We start from the raw sequence: 21,386 nt of genomic DNA, 5'->3' as shown, positions 1-21,386 counted from the left end.
TGAGCGTGAAACTCGCGCGTGTAGCCCTGATTGCCGCGGCTTTTGTAGCCGCTGTGGCTGTTTGTTCCTCTTCCGCAACCGGAGAGGCGAACGGGCAGGAGAGGATTGCGCTGCGCATCGAGATAGACGGCGCCATCGGCCCGGCTAGCGCCATGCAGTTCGAGGAAGCGCTGGCGGTCGCCGCGGAGCGAAACGCCGAGGTTTTCATCCTGCAGATGAACACGCCCGGCGGGTTGGTCACCAGCATGCGCGAGATCATCGCCGACATCCTCGCCTCGCCGGTTCCCGTCATCGGCTATGTCGCGCCCGCCGGCGGGCATGCGGCGAGCGCCGGAACCTACATCCTCTACGCAACCCATGTGGCGGCGATGGCGCCCGGCACCAATCTGGGCGCGGCAACGCCGATCGAGATGGGCGGGCCGCTGCCATCCTTTCCCGGCGGCGACGACAAGAACAATGGCCCGGAAGCCGGCAAGGACCCGAAGAACCCACCGTCGGGCGATGCGATGATCGCCAAGGCGACGAACGACGCGGTTGCCCTGATCCGCAGCCTGGCTGAACTGCGCGGGCGCAATGCCGATTGGGGTGAAAAGGCCGTGCGCGAGGCGGCCAGCCTGTCGGCCAGCGCGGCACTGCAGGAACGTGTCGTCGACTTCGTCGCCCGCGACACGACCGAACTGCTTCAGCTGGCCGACGGCCGGACGGTCGAGATCGCCGGCAGGAAAGAGGTGCTGGCGACCAAAGGGCTGCCGGTTGAAACGCTGGAGCCTGGCTGGCTCATCCGGCTTCTCGCCGTCATCACCGACCCGAACATCGCCGTGATCCTGATGCTGATCGGGGTTTATGGCCTCGTCTTCGAGTTCACGAGCCCGGGCGCGGTTGCGCCCGGCGTGATCGGAACGATCTGCCTGCTGCTCGGGCTCTATGCGCTCAATCTCCTGCCGATCAGCTATGCCGGCCTTGCCTTGATGCTGCTTGGCATCATCTTCCTCGTCGTCGAGGTCTTTAATCCCACAGTGGTGCTTGGGCTGGGAGGCGTGGCTGCGTTTCTGCTTGGCGCTGCCATGCTGCTCAGGATCGAGGGGCCAGGCTTCGAGATGTCGTGGGCCGTCATCGGCACCGCCGCCGTCCTGACGCTCGGCCTGGCGCTGCTGACCGGCAGCTATCTGTGGGCGGCCCGCAAGAACCTTCCGCGTGTTGGCGCACAGGCCATGCAAGGGCTGCCGGCCAAGGTCCTCGACTGGGAGGGCAACGAGGGCCACGTGCTGGCCCGGGGCGAGCGCTGGCGGGCGACGGCCGACGAACCCCTTGCAGTGGGCGACAGCGTCGAGGTGGCTGAGGTCAGGGGTCTCGTTCTGACGATACGGCGCCGCAATGTGCGAAGCGATGGAGCAAGGCAATGATCTTCGGTTATGTGGCCTATCTGGTAGCAGCGCTCGTCGTGGTCATGTTCCTGTCCGCGGCCATTCGCATCCTGAGGGAATATCAGCGCGGCGTGGTCTTCACGCTCGGCCGCTTCACCGGGGTCAAGGGCCCCGGCCTGATCATCCTCATCCCGTTCGTGCAGCAGATGGTGAAGGTCGACCTGCGGGTGGTGGTCCAGGACGTGCCGCCGCAGGACGTGATCTCGCGCGACAACGTCTCGGTGAAGGTCAATGCGGTGCTGTATTTTCGTATCGTCGACGCCGAGCGGGCGGTGATCCAAGTCGAGGATTTCATGGCCGCGACCAACCAGCTGGCACAGACCACCTTGCGCTCGGTGCTCGGCAAGCATGAGCTCGATGAAATGCTGGCCGAACGCGACAAGCTCAACAGTGATATCCAGGAGATCCTCGATCAGCGGACCGATGCCTGGGGCATCAAGGTCTCCGATGTCGAGATCAAGCATGTCGACCTCAACGAGAACATGGTCCGCGCCATCGCCAAGCAGGCCGAAGCCGAACGGCTGCGGCGTGCCAAAGTAATCAATGCCGACGGCGAACAGCAGGCGGCGGCAAAACTCGTCGAGGCCGGCAAGATGCTGGCCGAGACACCGCAGGCCATGCAGCTGCGCTATTTCGAGGCGCTCCATGACATCGCCGGTGAGCGCTCGTCGACTGTGGTGTTTCCGGTGCCGATGGATCTGCTGGGGCAGTTTTTGAAACTGCAGAGCGGTGGAGGCGGAGGCGCAGGCGGCTGAGCGCGCAATCTCCCCCCTTGCGGGCCCTTGAGGGGGAGTTGGCCGCGAAGCGGCCAGGGGGTCGCCGACGCCTTCCCCCACGAGACGGCGCTGGCGCTCCACGCGCGGCGACCCCCCTCTGTCGCCTTCGGCGACATCTCCCCCTCAAGGGGGGAGATCAGCACCTTTCCCGCCGCCATGGCGGCTCCGGTGCGAATCGCTTGCCGATCCAGTCGGCGAAGGCGCGCGTCTTGGCCGCTTGCCCCTTGGCTGAAGGCATCACGACATAGACCGCGCCTTCGTCGGCAAGCGTCCAGTCCTCCAGAACAGGCACCAGCCGCCCGTCGGCGAGCTCGCGCCCGACCAGCCAGTCGGTGCTCATCATCAGGCCGACGCCTTGCACGGCGGCTTCGACCAGCACCTCGGCATCGTCGGTAACCAGCGGCCCTGAGACGTCGATTTGGACGCGGCGGCCCGTGCTGTCGGTCATCTCCCAGGTCGGAAAGGTTTGGAACCCAGTGAAACCCAGGCAGCTATGCTCAAGGAGCGCTTGCGGCGTGGCGGGCGTGCCCCGGCGAGCGAGGTAGGACGGTGCGGCGCACAGCAGCCGGCGCCGCGTCGCGACCTTGCGCGCCACCAGGCGCGAATCCTCCAGCGCACCGAGACGGACGGCGACGTCGAAATTCTCGGCGACGAGATCGACGAAACGGTTGGAGAACTCGGCCTCGATGCGAACATCAGGAAATTCGGCGAGAAATTGCGGCAGCAGCGGCCCGATCCACATGCGCCCGAACGATCCGGGCAGGGCCAGCCGCAGCACGCCGCGCGCCCCGCCGCCGGCATGCGCCGAGGCCACGCTCTCCGCCTCGTCGACCGCGGCCAGAATGGCGCGGACGCGGACGAGGAACTCGGCGCCCGCCTCGGTCAGAGACACGCTGCGCGTCGTGCGGTGCAGCAGCCGCACGCCGAGCCGTTCCTCAAGCGATGCAAGCCGCCGCGACAGGATCGTCGCGTCGCGCCCGACGCGCGCCGCCGCCTTGGTGAAGGAGCGTGCCTCGGCGATCGCCGCGAAGGCGGCCATTTCGGCGAGTGCTGCTGGCTCATGGGATTGCTGCATAATGCGCAAAACTCAAATGCAAAAACAGAAGATTATGCATGGATAGCGCAGCAGCTAGTTTCACTCAATCCCAACGAATTGGCCCGTCGGCCGATCAACCGGAGTGAGACCATGAAAGCCATCGAACTGACTGCACCCCGACTGGACGCCTTTCGCGCGGCCACCGTTGCCACACCTGAACCGCAGCGCGGCGAAGTGCTGGTCCGCCTGCGCGCCGCGAGCCTAAATTTCGTCGATGTCGCGGTGGCGAGCGGCAATTATCCCGGGCCGGGCTTCCCGCTCATTCCGGTCGCAGACGGCGCCGGCGAGATCGCCGCGCTCGGCGAGGGCGTCACCAAATACGCCGTGGGCGACCGCGTTATCGCCCATGCGAAACCGCGCTGGATCGGCGGCCGTCCGCGACCCTACGAGATGACGCAGATGCGCGGCCTGACGCTGCCCGGATCGCTCGCCGAATATGTGGCGCTGCCAGCCAATGCCGTCGTGCCGACACCGGCGCATCTGTCCTTCGAAGCGGCGGCGACGCTGCCAATTGCCGCGACCACCGCCTGGAACGCGATCCGCGCCGCCGATGTCGGGCCGGGGTCGGTCGTTGTGCTGCTAGGCACCGGCGGCGTCTCGATCTTGACCTTGCAATTGGCCAAGGCGGCCGGCGCCACCGTCATCATCACCTCGTCGTCGGACGAAAAGCTGGAACGCGCCAGGGCGCTCGGCGCCGATCACCTCATCAACTACCGCACGACGCCGGATTGGGACGGCAAGGTGCTGAAACTAACCGACGACCTCGGCGCCGACCTGATCGTCGAGACCGGCGGCTCGGCCACCTTCGTCCGCGCGGTCAACGCCACGGCGCCAGGCGGCACGCTATTCACCATCGGCTTCGTCACCGGCGCCGAGGCCATGGTCGATCTGCTGCCGATCATCATCAAGGCGCTTAGGGTGGTGGGCAACAACACCGGCTCGGTATCCGACCTGCGCGACGCCGCCCGCGCCATCGGCGCCGCCGGCATCGAGCCGGTCATCGACACGGTCTACAGCCAGGACCAAGCGGCCGAGGCCTACGCGCACATGGCGGCCGGCGGCCGGCATTTCGGCAAGCTGGCGTTTCGGTTGGAGTGGTGAGTGGATGATTTAACGATTGGCGAAAGCGGATGAAGCTGCCGATCTCCCCCTGTTGGAGGAGATGTCCGGCAGGACAGAGGGGGTGTGCAGGATCGCCAGCCCTTCCCTACTTGATGTGTTCCATCCAACCTGCCGGAAGGTACGCTACGATTCTCCGACAGGCCGGAGGGACAGCACCCCCTCTGCCCTGCCCGCAGCTTCATCGATTTTTCTTGACCTACAAGTACAAAATCGCTACCACCATCGGCCATGGGAAGACTGAAGCAATTCGACCCCGAGGCCGCTGTGGCCGCCGCGACGGATCTGTTCTGGCGCCAGGGCTATGGCGCGACGACCCCGGCCGACCTCGTCGACGCGCTCGGCATCGGCAAGGGCAGCCTCTACAACACCTTCGACAACAAGCGGGCGCTGTTCGAGCAGGCATTGCGCCATTACGGTGATGCGCGCGTGGCGGCTCTCACTGCGGTGCTGAATCGGCCCGGGCCGGCAAGGGCGCGGCTACAGGCGGCGCTTGAGCGGCTCGCCGCACCGGAGCTCACCCTTCTGCGGCGACGCGGCTGCATGGGGGTGAACACGGTGGCAGAGCTTGGTGGGCGCGACGAGGCCGCTGTCGCGATCGTGCGCTCCATTTTCGAGCGCATGGAACGCGCGCTGCTGGCGACGATCGAGGAGGGGCAGCGCAATGGCGAGCTCGATGCCGGCCGTGATGCCAAGGCGTTGGCCAGCCTGCTGATGACGACGATCCTGGGTATGACCGTGATCGCAAAAATGTCCGACCGAACCGAGCATTTGCACCGCGTCGTGCATGCCGTGATGTCGTTGATCTAGCCAGGAAAAACCATGATCGGGCACCGGCAATCGGGCTCTTTCGTCACGACCAATTTTGTACCTTTAGTTCAAGAATACCGTCGTCTTCAACCGCAAACTGGAGAAACCATCATGACCTTATCGCTGGCGAACAAAATCGACTCCGAGGCTTTGAAACTCGAGGCCAATAAAGCGACCGTTCTTGCCTTCTATGAAGCCGCCATCAACCGGACGGATTTCAAGGCCGCCTCGAAGTTCCTCGGCAGCCGCTACGTCCAGCACAATCCCTTGATTGCCGACGGCATCGAAGGCTTCAAGGACTTCCTCGCCTTCCTACGGGAAAACTTCCCCGGCCTGCGCGCCGAGGTCAAGCGGGTCTTCGCCGACGGCGACTTCATCATCGCGCACACGCATGGCGTGCGCGTGCCGGGCGACCGCGGCTCGGCCATCGTCGACATCTTCCGGCTCGAGGAGGGCAAGATCGTCGAGCACTGGGACGTCATCCAGCCGATCCCGGAACAGCCGCTCAACCAGAACGGGATGTTTTGATTGAAGCAGATCAGACGCTGAAGCCGCCGATCTCCCCCCACTTGGGGGGAGCCTGGTGGTGTCACTGTGTGGGCGCTGTCTTTGCAACGTTGGAGATTGGCGAAAGCCCAGGATGACGGCCGATCTCCTCCCGTGTGGGAGAGATTGGCTACTTCGCCGTCTCGCCCTAAATCAGCTTCTCCAGCGTGATCGGCAGATCCCGCACCCTTTTGCCGGTGGCGTGGAACACCGCATTGGCGATCGCCGGCGCCACGCCGACGATGCCGAGTTCGCCCACACCCTTGCCGCCGAGCGCCGAGGAATGCGGGTCGGGGATGCCGACCGAGATCACCTCGATGTCGGGAATGTCGGCATTGGTTGCGATGAGATAGTCGGCCAAATTGTTGTTGACGATGCGGCCGTGGCGGCGGTCGACGATGCCTTCCTCCAGCAGCGCCTGGCTGATGCCCATGATGATGCCGCCCTTCCACTGGCTTTCGGCGAGCTTGGGGTTGTAGAGCCGGCCTGAATCCAGCGCCGACACCACGCGCGATACGCGAACCGTGCCAAAATCCTCGTCGACGCGCACCTCGATGAAATGCGCGCACCAGCTGTGGCGGGAATAGTCGCCCTCGGTGTGCGACAGCGCCGTCGCGATGGTCGTGTAGTTCTTGTAGCGATCGTCAGCCGTCGAATTGGCCGGCATGGTGTCGCCCATCGCCTCGATCTGGCTGCGTCCGACGCTGCCGAGCAGCTCGGCGATCGAGACTTCAGGGCCGTCGCCACGCGGTGAAGCGATGCGGCCATTGGCAACGACCAGGGTGTTGGCCTGCAGCGCATGGAACGGTGAATTTGGATCGCTGATCGCCAGCCCGACCAGCTGGTCGAGCGCGGCGGTCGCCGCCTTGTGCACCGCGCCCGTCATCACGCCGGCCAGCCGCGAACCGCCGGTGACGCCGGCGCGGGCATAGCGCGAGTCTCCCAGCTTCACCACGACGTTCTCAGCCGGCACGCCCACCACTTCGGCGGCGGTCTGCGCCAGGATCGTATAGGTGCCCTGCCCCATGTCGATGCTCGAGCTTTCGACCTCGACCGAGCCGTCGGCGAGGATGCGCACCATCGCCTCGCCATAGGCGCGCCGCACCGGATAGGTGCCGGAGGCAACACCCCAGCCGATCAGCTGGTTGCCGTCGCGCATCGAACGCGGCTCGGGCGCACGTTTCGACCAGCCGAAGGCCTCGGCACCGGCAGCGAAGGCCTCGCGCAGCTGGCGTGTCGACCACGGCTTGTTCGCCTCCGGATCCTGTTCGGCATAGTTCCTGAGCCGGATTTCCAGCGGATCGATGCCGACCTCGTAAGCCAGTTCGTCGATCGCGCTTTCGATGCCGAAGGCGCTCGGGTTCTCGCCCGGCGCGCGCAGCGCCCCCGGCACCACCGTATTCACCCGCACGACGTTCTGCCGCGACGAGAAATTCGGTGTCGCATACATGATCGAGGTGACCGAACCAAGCGGCTCGACCCACATGCCGTCGACCGAGGTCTCGTTGACGCCGCGATGCACGATCGACTGGATCCGTCCCTCTGCGTCGGCGCCGAGCGCCACCGTCTGGCGCGTCGCCGCCCGTCCGCCATAGGCGGTGAACGTCTGCGGCCTGGTGACCGCGAGCTTCACCGGCCGTCCCAGCATTCTCGCGGCCATCGCCGCCACCGCGCCGTAGCCGTAAGCGAACGCCTTGGAGCCGAAACCGCCGCCGATAAAGGGCGAGACCAGGCGCACATTCTCGAACGGCACGCCGAACCATTCGGCATAGGTCCGCGCCATGCCGTCGAGCCATTGGCTGGGCTCCCACACGGTCAGTTGGTCGCCCTGCCAGTGCGCGATCAGGCCGTGCGGCTCCATCGGCGCCTGGTATTCGCGCGGCGTGTTGTAGGCGGCGCAGATCCGCACCGGGGCGGCGGCGAAAGCCGCTTGCGCATCGCCCCATTCCTTGGTCATCGTGTCGACCGGAATGCCGTCGCCGGCGTTTGGATCGTCGAGGTCGACGATTGCCGGCGTCTCGTCATAGGCGACCTTGACCAGTGCTGCGGCCGCGACCGCCTGCTCGAAACTCTCGGCCACCACCGCCGCGACATGCTGACCGCTGAAGGTGATGTCGCGCGCCAGCGGGCAATAGGGAATATCCGGCGGCGGCGTGCCCAGCCAGTCCGTCGCGGTGTTGAGGCGCAACGCATTGTCCGGCGTCAGCACCAGAAGCACGCCCGGCGCGCTTTCAGCCGCGGCCGTATCGATCGAACGCACCTTGCCAGCGGCAATCGTGCTCTCGACGAGGACGGCGTGGCTGAGCCCTTCGAGCTGCTGCTCGACGGCGTATTTTGCGGCACCGGTGATCTTGGCCGGGCCATCGACGCGCGACAGCCGCCCGCCCACTGCCTCCGCGAGGATGGCGCCGTCGGAAGCGTCGCCCCTCTTCGAATCACCATGTCTTGATCTGACGTCGTGAACGGTCATGCCGTTTCTCCCATCTTGAGGATGGCGCGGGCGACGACGCGCGGCGCCAGTTCGATCTTGTAGTGGTTGCCGCCGTGGTCGACGGCGCCCTCGACGGCGAGTTGGCTGGCTGGCTTGACGATATCAGCCTCCAGCAGCTTGCCTTTCAGCGCCTCTTCCACGGCGCGAGCGCGCCACGGCTTGGTGGCGGCACCGCCGAGCGCCACGCGCAGGTCACGGATCGTCCTTCCGTCGGCCTCGAATTCGATGCCGACGGCGGCACTTGCAGCGGCGAATTCGTAGGATTGCCGGTCGCGGACCTTCAGATAGGTCGAACGTCGTGCTGCGGCGGAAGCAGGAATGCTGATCGCGGTGATCATCTCGCCTGGCGCGATCGCATGTTCCCTGTCGGGCGTGGCGCCCGGCAGGAGAAAAAAGTCATCGACCGCGACCTGGCGATCGCCGAGATGGACTGTTGCGTCGAAGGCGACCAGCGCTGTCGCCAGATCGCCGGGATAGCTGGCGATGCAGGCTTCGCTGGTGCCGAGCACGGCATGGCCGCGGGTGACGCCGCCGATCGCCGAGCAGCCGCTGCCGGGCATACGCTTGTTGCAGGCCGGAAAATTCGCCGGATCGCGGAAATACGGACAGCGCGTGCGCTGCATCAGATTGCCGCCGATGGTCGCCATGTTGCGGAGCTGCGCCGAGGCCGCCTGCCACAGCGCATCCGAGACGGCGGGGAACCGGCTTTTTATCTCGGCATGGTCGGCGACGCTGCTCATCCTTGCCAACGCTCCGATCGTGGCGCCCCGGTCATCGACCGTGATCCCATCCAGTCCCTTGAGATGGGTGATGTCGACCACGGTTTCGGGTTCGGTGACGCCGCATTTGGCGAGATCGATGAGCGTCGTGCCGCCGGCGAGCAGCATGGCGCCGGGCAGCGCCGCCGCCTGGCGTGCCGCATCGATGGAATTGGCGCGCAGATAGGAAAAATCCCTCATGACGCGACCTCCAGTGCCGCCTGGCGCACGGCGGCGACGATGTGCGGATAGGCGCCACAACGGCAGAGATTGCCGGCCATATATTCGCGGATCTCGTCATCCGAGCCGGCATGGCCCTCGCGGATACAGGCGACAGCCGACATGATCTGGCCCGGCGTGCAGTAACCGCACTGGAAGGCGTCCTGTTCGAGGAAAGCGGCCTGCACCGCGTGCAGCGTGCCGTCGCCGTCAGAAAGCCCTTCGATTGATGTGACCGCCCTGCCCTCGGCCTGGGCGGCGAGCGTCAGGCAGGCCAGCACACGCTGGCCGTCGACATGCACGGTGCAGGCGCCGCATTGGCCCTGGTCGCAGCCTTTCTTGGTGCCGGTCAGGCCGAGATGATCGCGCAAGGCGTCGAGCAGCGTGACGCGCGGCTCGACCTCCAGTTCATGGCGATGTCCGTTGATTTGAAGTTGGATGGGAGTTCGGGTTTTGCTTGTCATGGGGCGTCTGGCTCCAGTTGCTTGACGCGAAGGGGGATGATCTGGTGCCCGGCCGGCGAGCGGCAAGGCCGGGGAAGATCGGCGAAAGCGGCGGAGCGCATAATCTCCCCCTCGAGGGGGAGATCACGCTCTCGCCGGCTTGCAAGCTCTCGACACGTGACATACCGGTCCCCTGGTTATATGATAAAGGTGCTCCACTAAAACGGAGGCGCCTCCGTTTGTTACGTGGGGGGTGGACCCGTCGGGTTCAAGCCCCGTATTTGCAGTGGAGAAAATTTTGGCTTCGCAGCCGCCCGCAACCGCCAAAGACGAGCCCGACGCGACAGCGGCAAAACCGCTGCGCGCCGATGCGCAGCGCAACCGCCACGCGCTGGTCGAGGCAGCAGCAGCGGCCTTTGCCACGCATGGCGCCGATGCCTCGCTGGAGGAGATCGCGCGCCAGGCCGGCGTCGGCATCGCCACGCTCTACCGGCATTTTCCGACGCGCGAGCATCTGGTCGAGGTGGTCTACCGGCGCGAAGTGGAAAGCCTGTGCGCGGCCGCCGACGAGCTCACTCTTCACCACCCGCCCGACGTTGCGCTCGAACAGTGGATGCAGCGCTTCGTCGACTACATCGCCACCAAGCGCGGGCTGGCGACGAGCCTGCGTATCCTGCTCAACACCAATTCAACCCTGTTCTCGGACATGTCCACCCGGGTAACACTTGCCTTGCGGCAGCTGATCGAAGCGGCGGTGGCCGACGGCTCGATCCGCAGCGACGTCGACGCCTCCGACGTTCTGCATGCGCTGGGCGGCATCTATTCGGCGCCCGACACCGAGGACTGGCGCGACCGCTCGCGCCGGCTGGTCTCGCTGCTGATGGACGGGTTGAGGTTTGGGGCTGGCAAGTCCGCGAAGGGCGGGTGAAGGCTGGGCTGCCGAAAGCGCGGCGCTGGGGACGAAGTCCGCTTTGCGCCATTTCCGGGCGTTCGCGAGTACCGCCACCAATATCGCGTTTTCGACCCCCTCTCAGACCTTGCGCCCAAGGGGGCCAAGGCCGATCCCGTGCGGCCAGTTGGGGAGAGGGCTATGCAAGCCTCTTCCCAAGTTGCTCAATCCAGTCGAGTCGCGACCAGTTTGCCGTCCATCATCATCGGGATGATTGCCAGGTTCTTTTCTTCCATGAATTCCAGATCGGCGCTGCCTTGATTGAGGTCCATCAGTTGCTCGACTTTTCCATCCGGATGAATGCGAAAGAGCGCCCCTGCGACCCAATCGGTAACCAGCCAATTCCCTGCTCCGTCCGATTCTAGACCATCTAGATTTCCAACAGGCTCGCCGGACCCGATGTCAGAGATGGCTTTCGTCTTCAGGTCGACCGCGATCAGATGGCCGGGTGTCTTGGACGAAAAATCCGGCTGGATGTCGCGACCCCAGCCGGCGACGAGGAGGCGACCGTCTTCGACACGCAGACCGTTCGGATGCAGAAGATCCTCGCTCTCGAGCCAGACGGAGAGAGCATCATTGTCCAGAACATAAATCCTGTTCGCCAGCATGTCGGAAGCAAAGACACGACCCGCCTCGTCGACGGCGGGATCATTCAGGAACTGAGCGCCTTCGGCAGGCCACGTTCCAGTGATTTTACCGCTCTCGACGTCGACGGCCACAAGCCGATCGATGTCGGTGACGAAAAGCGTATCGCCTTGCATCACCAATCCCTTGGGCGCATTAAGGCCGGTCACCCACTCGGCTGCCTGCAACTTTCCGTCAGGCGAAACCTTCGAAAGGTATCCGACCCCATCCCTGCCGGCGGGGTCGCCAACAATGTTGGAGAGGTAGAAGATGTTCCGCTTGGCGTCGAAAAATACGCTCTCCGGGGCCTTGAATCCGTCAAGCGACCAGACCTCCTCCGCTTTCGCAGGTGAGCCTGCCACTCCTAGTAGTAGAATAGAAAATAGAACTGACTGCAACTTGATCATGATAACCTCCCTATATTGTTTTTCTTGTGTATCCGGGTAAGCGCAACCGAACATTGCTTCGTCGCTTATGCAAAGCGTAGGGTTGCAGCTTCGATTCTGACAAGTCCATCTGTCAGAGCGATTTCTGCTTAGCCTCGTCAACTTTACAATTCCCCAGATGAATGGCAGTTCCAACGTCAACTTGTCCTGGGAGCCGTACTGCGGACGAAAAGCAACGCCGGACATCCCGCGACGCTGTACTCGGCGCGAGAGGCCGGTGTTCGAAAGCGACGCCTACTAATCGAAACGCCAGCCTGTCGCCTTGTGCGGACGGCCGATGCGGTTCGCCGAACGCATCATCGGCTCAAGGCTCGGATCGTTGATATTGCCGAAATCGGGCAAGCCATACTGTCGAGCGGCCGCCAATACCCAGGAAAGACCTGCCACTGAGTTCCACGAGAGCCTAGAGGCGGAAGGAGAGCCGAGCTTTCCGACCGGTCCGGGTGGGTGGGCCGAGCAACAGAGTGACGGCGTTAACGCCCAGCGTAGCAGCACCGACGCAACCGCCGACAACCAGGGCAGGTAAACACAGGTCCTGACGGGTAAATTCGCGCGCTTGCCGCGCCGCGATGACATCCTCAACCTCACCTGAATGCGGCTGTCGCCCCATTCGATAACGGAATGCCAGCGGAGCAAGTAACTCCGCCCTGAATTGCGTCCGGTGCGAAATCCTATGCGAACAAGCCGACTGCTCGATCGTAAAAATGGTCGAGAGCGCAGCGCCTGGCGGCAATCCGGGCGGCTTCAAGCAATTCCTCGCGACCCGAGGCGCCGTCCTTGTAGGTTGCGATGACGACGCGCGCGATCATTTCGGCGTCCTCGTCGTCAAGCTCCGCTTCGCCGGACCGCAAAATTTCCCGAACCACACCCCTCAAGAGATCCAGTTCAATGGTTGAAAAAACGCCCATATGGGGCGCGGATGTGCACTCCACCGCCATCTGAATTCCTCCCGCTGTCACGATATCAAACACGCGAGAGATTACAACTAAAGTATTAGACGAGCGCTTCGGAGGTCGTTCGGCACCCGAACACCGCTGCAACCTTGCTATGCCGCATTTGCCCGAAGTGCCGCGAAATGCTTTTCTCACCTTGGGACAGACAGAAATGGTGCCATCTCATTGCCGAAGCGTCCGCAGACAACAATCGACGTTTCAGGCGGTTGTCGGACCCAACACCTTACGGAACCCCGTTGCGCCGCATGACGTGCAGACCTAGCAAATGCGATTAGTCGGCCATCGATGGAGTACTCATGATGAAGACTGTCGTTAGGGTTGTCTGTGCCATCGGCCAAGCGGGGCAGCTCGGCCTCAAAGGCGGCCTCCCATGGGAAGGCAACCGGTCGCCGGAGTTCGTCGCCGACGTTGCACGATTTTTCGACCTCACCAGAGGGCACGTCTTGCTCGCCGGCCCCAAGACGATCGCGAGCATTCCGGATTTTGCTCGCGCGGATCGGGAACTTGTCGTTGTTCGCTCCAGCATGGATCCCGAGGACACGCTCCAACGCTTTGCCGGCCGTGTCGTTTTCATCGGCGGCGGTCCACCGGTGTGGGACGCCTATGCGCGCTTCGTCAGCCACTGGGATGTCACCCGGCTGCCCTATGACGGGCCGGCGGACCGCTGGTTCGATGCAAGATGGCTTACGGGAGGTGGCGAGGTTGCCAGAAATCACGCGACCAATGAAGGCTCGGCTCGTTTCGATCCGGGGAACATTTAGACCACGTCGCGACCCAAGTTCCAGTCCGCATTTTCTGCGACTTTGCGGCAGCTGATCGAAGCGGCGGTGGCCGATGGCTCGATCCGCAGCGACGTCGACGCCTCCGACGCGCTGGGCGGCATCTATTCAGCGCCCGACACCGAGGACTGGCGCGACCGCTCCCGCCGGCTGGTGTCGCTGCTGATGGACGGGTTGAGGTTTGGGGCTGGCAAGGGCACCAAGGGTAGTGGGTGAAGGCTGGGCCGCCGAAAGCGCGGCGCTAGAACGAAGTCGGCTACGCGCCAACTACGGACATCGCCAAGCCACTACTCGGACGTCGCTTTTTGGGGGCCGACAGCGGACTAGCAGCCTCCGGCTGCCGATCTTCAAGAGCGGACATTCAGTCCGGTGCCAGTATTGTCGTGACCTGACCCATCCCGGACGTAGCCGCCACTAGGTTGAACATCCGCTAAGTGGATGCAAGCGGTCGTCGGCCACTTCCCCAAAGTGCAATAGGCAACGCTCTAATTTCGTCCCACCGTGGATCTTGCCGGATACCAGCATCCAGCAGCAAATAATTTGGGAGGGAGCTAACACGTGGAGCGGCCTTACTCGGTCGCGGTCGTGGAAGACGATCCCAGTATGCGCCGGAGCCTCCTGCGCCTGTTGAACGCGCACGGCTTTGCGGTGGAGGAATTTCCTTCAGCCGAAGCCTTTCTCGGTGGCGATACATGGAGTCGGATGGCCTGCGTTGTGCTCGATATTGATCTACCTGGCATGTCCGGGCTCGAATTACGAAGCCGCCTGACGGCCGCGGGTTCAAGCCTGCCCGTCATCTCATCACGGCGACCGACGACGACACGATCGAGAGGGCTGCCACTCAATTGAGTTGTATCGCCTTCCTGCGTAAGCCATTTCCGGCTGGATTGCTGATCGACGCTGTCACGAAACTGGCCAGGGTGCGGCCCGCCTAGGCGTCTCACGTTCGCCTGGACGGATGGCAGTCGCTAAGGGCCTGGGAGGGCCGGCGAACTAATCTGCATTCAACAGGCGGCACTTCCCCAAAGGCCAATATCGCTTCGACGGCGGACAACGTAAGATTGACGTGATGGCATCAAGTTGCACTGTCGTAACGTCATCTGCAGTGACGATAAGGACCAGTCTTGCCGCGAAGGTCGCGTACAAACGGAAGGGAGGGTTGTGACCCGAACACGTTCAGGCCCGCTCGGTCAGGCGAGTCTCACCGAACCTACGGGCCATTCGAAACGGTACCCTCGCCCACATAGGCAAGGCGTGCCCCGAGGAGGACTAATGACATGAGAGCAGCAACAGCAACTTGTACCGCGGCGGCGATGACATTCGGCGCCGCCCTACTCAGCAGCACGTCGATGGTCCAGGCACAGGACCAGGCCAAGCCCAACATCTTGGTAATCATGGGCGACGACGTTGGCTGGTTCAATATCGGCGCCTATCATCAGGGCATCATGTCCGGGAAGACGCCGAACCTAGATAGGCTTGCCTCGGAGGGAATGAGGTTTACCGACTATTACGCGGAAGCGAGTTGCACTGCTGGTCGGGCAAGTTTCATCACCGGTGAGATACCACTGCGCACAGGCTTGACGACCGTCGGTCAGGCCGGTGCTGACGTAGGCATGCCGGCCCAGGCCGCGACCATCGCCGCAGCCCTCAAAACCCAGGGCTACGCCACCGGCCAGTTCGGTAAGAACCATCTCGGTGATCTGAACAAGTTTCTGCCGACCCTGCATGGGTTCGACGAATTTTTTGGCTATCTGTACCACCTCGACGCGATGTCGGATCCCTACTGGTATTCGTTTCCGAATGACCAGTCGTACCGCGACAAAGTCGGCCCGCGAAACCTCGTTCACACATACGCAACCGATACGGACGACGCGACCAAACAGCCGCGCTGGGGCAAAATCGGCAAGCAGAGGATCGTGGATGAGGGTCCCCTTGCGCCCTATCCCGACATGACCAACGTGCCGAACATGCACGACATAACGCCCAAGGCCAAATACGAAATGGGAACGTTCGACGAAGTGCTGGTCAAGGCTTCGTGCGACTTCATGGACAAAGCCAAAACCGACGGCAAACCGTTCTTTGTCTGGCACAACACAACGCGCATGCACGTCTGGACGTTTCTGTCGCCCAAGTATCAGGCTCTCATGAACAGCGACACCAACTACGGCCTCGAAGAGGCCGGCATGGCCCAGCTGGACGACAGCGTCGGCGCGATTATGAAATGCGTGGAGGATGCGGGCGAGGCTGACAACACCATCGTCATCTTCACCACGGACAACGGCGCCGAAGTATTTACCTGGCCCGATGGCGGCATGACCCCGTTCAAGGGCACCAAGGGTACGGTGATGGAAGGCGGCTTCCGCGCACCGGCAATCATCCGCTGGCCGGGCAAGGTCAAGCCGGGCACGGTCGAGAATGGCATTTTTTCGGCGCTGGATTGGTTCCCCACGCTCGTGGCGGCGTCGGGCAATCCTGACATCACCGACCAGCTTCTGAAGGGCGTGAAGCTGGGTGACGCGACCTACAAGAACCACCTCGACGGCTACAACCAGCTTGACCTGCTTGAGGGCAAAGGGCCTTCCGCACGCCATGAATTCTTCTACTTCGGTGGGGCCGCGCTGGGTGCTATCCGCATCGACAACTTCAAGTACCAGTTCTACCAACAGCCGCAGGGTTGGCCTGGCGCGAAGGTGACAACCGACATGCCCACGATGGTCAACATCCGCCAGGATCCCTTCGAGCGGACGCCATCGATTGGCGAGCAAAGCCTCAATGATCTCGGCGGGGGGTATATGAACGACTTCTTTGCGCGCGAGTTCTGGCGGTTCGTCACCGTTCAGCAAGAAGTGGGGAAACTGGCCCTCACGGCGATCGACTATCCGCCAATGCAGGACCCGGCTTCCTTCAACCTGGAAGCTGTGAAGCAGCAGATCGAAAAGGTGATCAAGAACAAGCCAGGCAACTAAGGCAAACGTGCGACGCGACGGGCGGATCCTCCTGGGCCGCCCGTTTGGTTCCAAAGCAAATCAGCCGGATGTCTCGAAATGCGAGCCAGGAACCGAGCAACAACGAAGAAGGTCACTAGTGTTTGCGACGTGGGATTTTGTTAAACTAGCTATGGCGCGGGTGCCTGGCCTCGTGGCCGCCCTGCTAGTGTTTGTCCAGAGCGTGCCATGAAAAGCCTCAAGCGAATTGTTTGCTGTTCCGCTGCAATAATTTTGGTGCCGCTGACAACACATGCGGACCCTCTCACGACGATGGACGAGGTCGGAGCGGCCATCATGTCATGCTGGAAACCACCGGCCGGTGTTGAAAAGTCCACCGTTACGCTGAGTTTCAGCTTAAAGAGCGATGGATCGCTGGTTGGGCCGCCACAATCGACATTCATCAATGTCGCGGCCGATGAGCAAGTTCGTCAGCAGTTTGTCGCTGCTGCCATGGACGCGGTGGATCGATGCACGCCCGTTGAACTGTCTCCCACCTTGGCCCAAGGGATTGGGGGACAGCCGTTCACGATGGAATTTGCATCCTCCGATAAGGCGCAAACCCTCTCGCCTTCGAATTAGAGGAACCTCAGCGAGCAGCTCGACGGGAGGTTCTGGCCGAGGTCCATTCGTCAAAGGGCCGCGAACACCTCCTCACTTCGCCAAGCCGCCTTGCATCGTGTCCGGAGGGAGTCGCCACCGTGGGGCAGAATTCCGGCGCGAATGTCTGCTCGCGAGTCGGACACGACCTTTTGCGGCAGCGTCCACGAAAGTCTGAAATTGGCGCAACCGCGACCTCCGGCGTGCTCACCGGTAAGGCTGCTTTCAGGCGGTGGCAAAGCTAACCTCAACGGCCGACATCGACGCATTGCTGCCATTCGCAACGCCGTTGGGGTCGAACTCCGTCTTTCGGACGATTTGGGTTTTGGGGGCGAGAGAGGCGGCTACGAGGGTCCTGAACCTGAACGAGGGGCCGGGCGCGCCTGATAGGGGCCCCACAAGCCACCCCTACCCCCGCCACCGACAACCCGGCGGAGCGGGTGCCGGCGACCGGCCGTCCCGGCGGCGGCGATCTCACACGTTCTAAGGTCAAAACTCTACCAGCTGGCCGCCGCCAACGGCCGAAATGGATGGGAAGTTGCCATTCGGCTCAACCGCCAGAACGAGCACGTTGCGCCAGGTCCGGACCTCCTGATGCGCTCCCTTAAACTTACGCTTGTGACCTGATAGCGGACATTCAAGCGCGACTCGGGGCCATCCGAGTCATATTGCACCACCAGGCTGCTCCCCAGCTGAACGGCGAAGGCGTCGCTAGCTGGGGTTCAGCTTGATCCGGTCTGGCCGCCCCCCTCAGTTCAACTGCACCGACAGCTTGTCGATGGTTCCAGTGAATCGGAACGGCACCTGGTAATCCTTGTCCTCGACACCGCTGCGGGTGTCGACGCCAACATCGAAGGTCTCGTCGATCGTCATCAGGAAGGGCACGGTGTGCGCGACCTTTTGACTGGCGACTTCCTTGCCATCGACGTTCAGGACACCGGTGCCGCCCTTGCCGGCGCCGCCGCCGTCGTATTTGAAGTCGAAGACGATGGTGTGCTTGCCAGGGGTGAGCGCGTCCTGGCTTTCCCAACGGAATTTTTCCAGCGCCAAGAGGTTGTAGAGGAAGACCGGCTTGCCCTTCAGCAGGTAAAGCCCATAACCGCCGAAGCGGCCGCCCTGGGTAACCAGCATCCCGTCGCCGCCGCCCTGCGGAACCTCCACCTCGGCTGTGACGGAGTAGGATTTGTTGACGACGTCAGGCGCATTTCCGGATGGAAGCCCGGACAATTCACCCGAGTAGGTAAATAGGGTTTTCCCTGCTGTGGCACTCGGCCGTGGTGAGAGAACGCGTTGGAGAAAGTCGTTGTCGAGCGGAAATACGTTGTACTTCGTCGCCTCGACGAGGAACAGTTCCTTCATCTCCTGAAGTTTGTCAGGCATCTTGGACGCGAGGTCGTTGTTCTGCGAGTAATCCTCGCTGAGATTGTAGAGTTCCCAAGTGTAGCCGTTGACCACGTCGGGCATCTTGCCTAACCCCAGCAACCAGGGCGCGAGAGGCGGCGTCGTGGATGCGATCCAGCCGTCGTGGTAGATGGCGCGGTTGGCCAACATCTCGAAATACTGCGTCGTGCGCGTCGACGGAGCATTGGCGTTCGCCTTGTCCCAGGTGTAAGCCATGGAAACGCCTTCGATCGGCTTCTGCGCCACGCCGTTGACCATCACCGGAGCCTGAATGCCGGTCGATTCGAGGATCGTCGGCACGATGTCAATCATATGGTGGAACTGGGTGCGGATGCCGCCGGCGTCCTTGATGCGCGCGGGCCAGGCGATGGCCATGCCCTGCCGGGTGCCGCCGAAATGCGACGCCACCTGCTTGGTCCATTTGAACGGCGTGTCGAAGGCCCAAGACCACGCCACCGACATGTGCGGTTGGGTCTTGTCCGAACCCCAGACATCGTAATACTTCAACTGCTCCTCGACCGGAACATTGATGCCTTCGATCGCGGCCAGGTCGAACGGCGTACCAACGGTGGAACCTTCGGCGCTGGTGCCATTGTCGCCTTCGATGTAGATGATGAGCGTGTTGTCGAGCTTGCCCAAATCGTCGACCGCCTGGATCACCCGTCCGATCTCATTGTCGGTATAGGCCACATAGGCCGCATAGACCTCCGCCTGGCGCGCGAAGAGCTTCTTGCTGTCGGCATCGAGCGTATCCCATTTGGGCAGATCGTCGGGCCACGGCGTCAGTTGCGTGTTGGACGGAATCACGCCGAGCTTCTTCTGGTTGGCGAATATCTCGTCGCGCATGGCATTCCAGCCCATGTCGAACTTGCCCTTGAACTTGTCGATCCATTCCTGGGTCGGATGATGCGGCGCGTGGGTGCCGCCAGGCACGTAGTAGAGGAGGAACGGCTTGTCGGGCGCGACCACGCTAAGGTTTCGCACGTAGCTGATCGCCTCATCCGCCATGTCGGTGGTGAGGTTGTAACCGGGTTTTCCGATCCATGGAAAAATCTGCGTATGGTCACGGAACAGGTAGGGCGTCCACTGGTCGGTCTCGCCGCCCATGAAGCCATAAAAATACTCGAAACCCATTCCCGAGGGCCATTGGTCGTAGAGGCCCGCCAGGCTGTATTGATAGCTAGGCGTGTTGTGGTTCTTGCCGAACCAGGACGTCGCATAGCCGTTGTCTTTCAGGATTTGGCCAACGCTGGCGTTATCGAGGCCGAGGATGGAATCATAACCGGGATAACCGGTGGCCTGTTCGGATATCACGCCAAAACCCACGGAGTGGTGATTACGACCGGTAATCAGTGCGGCGCGCGTAGGGGAGCAGAGCGCCGTGGAGTTGAACTGCGTGTAGCGGAGACCCGCTTGCGCGATCTGATCCAACGCCGGCGTGGGAATGACGCCGCCGAAGGTTCCCGGGACCCCGTAGCCGGCATCGTCGGTCATGATCAACAGGATGTTCGGTGCGCCCTTGGGCGGCACGATCTGCGGCGGCCAATATGGCTTCGAATCTTTCGCGCTCATGCCGATCTCACCGCCGAATGCCGGCGGCGGATTGGGGAGGTATCGCCCGTCCACTGTCGTCGTGGCGTCCGGGGTGCCCGGTGTACCGGTGATTTGCTGTGCGCTCGCTAGGCCGCAGCCGATGATGATTGTCAGAATGGCAGTCGATGCCATCACAGTTGATTTCATGGTTTGCACTCCCGCTCAGCATAGTAATTGCCGCGTCGCCGGCGGCCCGGCTACTGCACCATTTCCAACTCGCTCGGGCGCCACTCCTTGGCGAAGAATGACTCTAGCAGGCGGTAGAGGCGCAGGACGACGAATAACCAGCCTTTCTTCGGATCGGTTTGATCCAGTTGCCTGATCGACGGAGGAATAGCCCCGTCTGGGCGGCTGCGATGCTCGGCGGCATCAGTGCGGCGCAGACCATGACGGCTGCGACTAGGTAATTTGCATCAGGGATAGACTCCTCTCCGTCTTCTCCCACTTCCGCCAATTACCCAACGTTACCCTACAAACGGCTGGCAAGGATATTGCCCTTTGGTGAAGCTGTTGCGAAGTTGCGTGCAGACCGCAGTCGCTGCCTACGAAGGCTCGATGGTCCGGATAGGTCACTTCGAGACATTCGCAGGTAAAGTCAGCAATGACCGCCTTGGGTCAAACTTCACCGTAAGCTTCTTGCGAACGAGCGTCCGCGACGGCGTGGAATCTCGCCCTTCGTCTTGTCAATTGGAACGAGCAGGTCGCGTCATGGAGCGCCGCTTACACGGCGACGCTCCATGTTCCTCTACAGTTCGACCTGTTCGGAAATGGCCAAGGCGTCGTCGACTTCGATGCCGAGATACCGGACAGTGCTCTCAAGCTTGGTATGCCCCAGGAGCAACTGCACGGCGCGGATGTTGCCAGTCTTCTTGTAGATTTGCGAAACCTTCGTGCGTCTCATCGAGTGCGTGCCATATCGCTTCGGGTCCAGTCCGATGCAGGAAACCCATTTGTCGACAATTCTCCCGTACTGCCTTGTCGAGATATGCGGTTTTGCCCGAGCGCGACTTGGGAACAGGTAATCTCGTTCGGTGAGTTGGCAGCGTGCTATCCAGGCACCGACGGCGGCCCGCGTTTGCTCCTTGATCTCGAATTGCACCGGTCGCCCGGTCTTCCGCTGAATGATCACGGCCCGATCGCGGACAGTGCCGGAAATTGCGATATCTCCGACTGTGATGGCGACCAAGTCGCAACCTCGAAGCTTGCTGTCGATGGCAAGATCGAAAAGTGCCAAGTCCCTTATCGCGCCCGACACTTGCAGCCGGGCTCGAATGCTCCAGACCTCATGGGGTTTGAGAGGAGGCTTCTGACCAACGATATGGTTTCTGTTCCAGGGCATGGTTCTTCTCCCATGCCGCCCTCCGCAGCCGCAGCG

Annotated in this window: 18 protein-coding genes and 2 pseudogenes; 11 read left to right on the top strand and 9 right to left on the bottom strand. The window is 62.6% G+C overall.

The genetic code is table 11. From position 1 onward, the window contains the following. Nucleotides 1-5 precede the first annotated feature (5 nt). Nucleotides 6-1,403, top strand: a complete 1,398-nt coding sequence (locus AC0NIE_RS15955) for an NfeD family protein (RefSeq protein WP_473487589.1) — start codon at nt 6-8, stop codon at nt 1,401-1,403. Continuing rightward, the gene (locus AC0NIE_RS15950) at nt 1,400-2,179 is read left to right on the top strand and encodes a slipin family protein (RefSeq protein ID WP_473487588.1); all 780 of its coding nucleotides are present in this window, start codon (nt 1,400-1,402) and stop codon (nt 2,177-2,179) included. The genes AC0NIE_RS15955 and AC0NIE_RS15950 overlap by 4 nt, the downstream gene beginning before the upstream one ends. 157 nt (nt 2,180-2,336) lie before the next feature. Here AC0NIE_RS15950 and AC0NIE_RS15945 read toward each other — a convergent pair whose 3' ends face one another. Beyond that, entirely contained in the window at nt 2,337-3,275 is a 939-nt protein-coding gene (locus AC0NIE_RS15945) for a LysR family transcriptional regulator (protein ID WP_473487587.1), read from the bottom strand. A gap of 111 nt (nt 3,276-3,386) precedes the next feature. Here AC0NIE_RS15945 and AC0NIE_RS15940 point away from each other — a divergent pair, with 111 nt between their 5' ends. The 3 genes from AC0NIE_RS15940 (at nt 3,387) to AC0NIE_RS15930 (ending at nt 5,753) form a co-directional block, all read left to right on the top strand. Beyond that, nucleotides 3,387-4,397, top strand: coding sequence for a zinc-dependent alcohol dehydrogenase family protein (locus tag AC0NIE_RS15940; protein WP_473487586.1), 1,011 nt, complete (start codon nt 3,387-3,389; stop codon nt 4,395-4,397). A gap of 285 nt (nt 4,398-4,682) precedes the next feature. Further along, complete coding sequence (locus AC0NIE_RS15935; RefSeq protein WP_473487585.1) at nt 4,683-5,225, top strand: TetR/AcrR family transcriptional regulator; 543 nt, start codon at nt 4,683-4,685, stop codon at nt 5,223-5,225. A gap of 12 nt (nt 5,226-5,237) precedes the next feature. Further along, the gene (locus tag AC0NIE_RS15930; RefSeq protein WP_473487584.1) at nt 5,238-5,753 is read left to right on the top strand and encodes a nuclear transport factor 2 family protein; all 516 of its coding nucleotides are present in this window, start codon (nt 5,238-5,240) and stop codon (nt 5,751-5,753) included. A 166-nt stretch (nt 5,754-5,919) separates the two neighbouring features. Here the strand turns inward: AC0NIE_RS15930 and AC0NIE_RS15925 are convergent, their stop codons facing one another. The 3 genes from AC0NIE_RS15925 to AC0NIE_RS15915 are packed head-to-tail and all read right to left on the bottom strand — an operon-like array spanning nt 5,920 to nt 9,703. Further along, nucleotides 5,920-8,241, bottom strand: a complete 2,322-nt coding sequence (locus tag AC0NIE_RS15925) for a xanthine dehydrogenase family protein molybdopterin-binding subunit (protein ID WP_473487583.1) — start codon at nt 8,239-8,241, stop codon at nt 5,920-5,922. Further along, complete coding sequence (locus AC0NIE_RS15920) at nt 8,238-9,221, bottom strand: FAD binding domain-containing protein (protein WP_473487582.1); 984 nt, start codon at nt 9,219-9,221, stop codon at nt 8,238-8,240. The genes AC0NIE_RS15925 and AC0NIE_RS15920 overlap by 4 nt, the downstream gene beginning before the upstream one ends. After that, nucleotides 9,218-9,703, bottom strand: a complete 486-nt coding sequence (locus AC0NIE_RS15915; protein ID WP_473487581.1) for a (2Fe-2S)-binding protein — start codon at nt 9,701-9,703, stop codon at nt 9,218-9,220. The genes AC0NIE_RS15920 and AC0NIE_RS15915 overlap by 4 nt, the downstream gene beginning before the upstream one ends. 277 nt (nt 9,704-9,980) lie before the next feature. On the opposite strand from AC0NIE_RS15915, the gene AC0NIE_RS15910 reads away from it, so the two are divergent. Then, nucleotides 9,981-10,610 (top strand): TetR/AcrR family transcriptional regulator, encoded by a 630-nt coding sequence (locus AC0NIE_RS15910; RefSeq protein ID WP_473487580.1) that lies wholly within the window; start codon nt 9,981-9,983, stop codon nt 10,608-10,610. A gap of 185 nt (nt 10,611-10,795) precedes the next feature. On the opposite strand, the gene AC0NIE_RS15905 is transcribed toward AC0NIE_RS15910, so the two are convergent. The 3 genes from AC0NIE_RS15905 to AC0NIE_RS15895 all read right to left on the bottom strand — a co-directional run bounded on the left by AC0NIE_RS15905 (nt 10,796) and on the right by AC0NIE_RS15895 (nt 12,639). Beyond that, nucleotides 10,796-11,662, bottom strand: coding sequence for an SMP-30/gluconolactonase/LRE family protein (locus AC0NIE_RS15905; RefSeq protein ID WP_473487579.1), 867 nt, complete (start codon nt 11,660-11,662; stop codon nt 10,796-10,798). Nucleotides 11,663-11,938: 276 nt separating this feature from the next. Further along, nucleotides 11,939-12,088, bottom strand: a complete 150-nt coding sequence (locus AC0NIE_RS15900) for a hypothetical protein (protein WP_474047222.1) — start codon at nt 12,086-12,088, stop codon at nt 11,939-11,941. 284 nt (nt 12,089-12,372) lie between these two features. Then, nucleotides 12,373-12,639 (bottom strand): hypothetical protein, encoded by a 267-nt coding sequence (locus AC0NIE_RS15895; protein ID WP_473487578.1) that lies wholly within the window; start codon nt 12,637-12,639, stop codon nt 12,373-12,375. A 311-nt stretch (nt 12,640-12,950) separates the two neighbouring features. Here AC0NIE_RS15895 and AC0NIE_RS15890 point away from each other — a divergent pair, with 311 nt between their 5' ends. The 5 genes and pseudogenes from AC0NIE_RS15890 to AC0NIE_RS15870 all read left to right on the top strand — a co-directional run bounded on the left by AC0NIE_RS15890 (nt 12,951) and on the right by AC0NIE_RS15870 (nt 16,999). Continuing rightward, a complete protein-coding gene (locus AC0NIE_RS15890) occupies nt 12,951-13,415 on the top strand; it encodes a dihydrofolate reductase family protein (protein ID WP_473487577.1) in 465 nt (154 codons plus the stop codon). Between the two features lie 27 nt (nt 13,416-13,442). Then, a pseudogene (locus AC0NIE_RS15885) lies at nt 13,443-13,649 on the top strand (SbtR family transcriptional regulator); the annotation flags it as partial. Nucleotides 13,650-14,036: 387 nt separating this feature from the next. After that, a pseudogene (locus tag AC0NIE_RS15880) lies at nt 14,037-14,368 on the top strand (response regulator). 342 nt (nt 14,369-14,710) lie between these two features. Further along, a complete protein-coding gene (locus AC0NIE_RS15875) occupies nt 14,711-16,399 on the top strand; it encodes an arylsulfatase (protein WP_473487576.1) in 1,689 nt (562 codons plus the stop codon). A 207-nt stretch (nt 16,400-16,606) separates the two neighbouring features. Beyond that, nucleotides 16,607-16,999 (top strand): hypothetical protein, encoded by a 393-nt coding sequence (locus tag AC0NIE_RS15870; protein ID WP_473487575.1) that lies wholly within the window; start codon nt 16,607-16,609, stop codon nt 16,997-16,999. A gap of 768 nt (nt 17,000-17,767) precedes the next feature. Here the strand turns inward: AC0NIE_RS15870 and AC0NIE_RS15865 are convergent. Both AC0NIE_RS15865 and AC0NIE_RS15860 read right to left on the bottom strand, forming a co-directional pair. Then, nucleotides 17,768-20,158, bottom strand: coding sequence for an arylsulfatase (locus AC0NIE_RS15865; protein WP_473487574.1), 2,391 nt, complete (start codon nt 20,156-20,158; stop codon nt 17,768-17,770). Nucleotides 20,159-20,756: 598 nt separating this feature from the next. Next, entirely contained in the window at nt 20,757-21,350 is a 594-nt protein-coding gene (locus AC0NIE_RS15860) for a tyrosine-type recombinase/integrase (protein WP_474047217.1), read from the bottom strand. Nucleotides 21,351-21,386: the final 36 nt, after the last annotated feature.

Source organism: Mesorhizobium sp. WSM4842 (genome assembly GCF_055901575.1).
Note: the sequence above shows the minus strand (reverse complement) of the source record. Positions and strands in the feature narration are given on the sequence as shown.

Bases quoted from the DNA above. Each gene is read 5' to 3' on its own strand.
- AC0NIE_RS15950 (WP_473487588.1), top strand. From the start codon at position 1,400: ATGATCTTCGGTTATGTGGCCTATCTGGTAGCAGCGCTCGTCGTGGTC.
- AC0NIE_RS15945 (WP_473487587.1), bottom strand. From the start codon at position 3,275: ATGCAGCAATCCCATGAGCCAGCAGCACTCGCCGAAATGGCCGCCTTC.
- AC0NIE_RS15940 (WP_473487586.1), top strand. From the start codon at position 3,387: ATGAAAGCCATCGAACTGACTGCACCCCGACTGGACGCCTTTCGCGCG.
- AC0NIE_RS15930 (WP_473487584.1), top strand. From the start codon at position 5,238: ATGATCGGGCACCGGCAATCGGGCTCTTTCGTCACGACCAATTTTGTA.
- AC0NIE_RS15925 (WP_473487583.1), bottom strand. From the start codon at position 8,241: ATGACCGTTCACGACGTCAGATCAAGACATGGTGATTCGAAGAGGGGC.
- AC0NIE_RS15920 (WP_473487582.1), bottom strand. From the start codon at position 9,221: ATGAGGGATTTTTCCTATCTGCGCGCCAATTCCATCGATGCGGCACGC.
- AC0NIE_RS15915 (WP_473487581.1), bottom strand. From the start codon at position 9,703: ATGACAAGCAAAACCCGAACTCCCATCCAACTTCAAATCAACGGACAT.
- AC0NIE_RS15905 (WP_473487579.1), bottom strand. From the start codon at position 11,662: ATGATCAAGTTGCAGTCAGTTCTATTTTCTATTCTACTACTAGGAGTG.
- AC0NIE_RS15895 (WP_473487578.1), bottom strand. From the start codon at position 12,639: ATGGCGGTGGAGTGCACATCCGCGCCCCATATGGGCGTTTTTTCAACC.
- AC0NIE_RS15890 (WP_473487577.1), top strand. From the start codon at position 12,951: ATGATGAAGACTGTCGTTAGGGTTGTCTGTGCCATCGGCCAAGCGGGG.
- AC0NIE_RS15875 (WP_473487576.1), top strand. From the start codon at position 14,711: ATGAGAGCAGCAACAGCAACTTGTACCGCGGCGGCGATGACATTCGGC.
- AC0NIE_RS15870 (WP_473487575.1), top strand. From the start codon at position 16,607: ATGAAAAGCCTCAAGCGAATTGTTTGCTGTTCCGCTGCAATAATTTTG.
- AC0NIE_RS15865 (WP_473487574.1), bottom strand. From the start codon at position 20,158: ATGAAATCAACTGTGATGGCATCGACTGCCATTCTGACAATCATCATC.
- AC0NIE_RS15860 (WP_474047217.1), bottom strand. From the start codon at position 21,350: ATGCCCTGGAACAGAAACCATATCGTTGGTCAGAAGCCTCCTCTCAAA.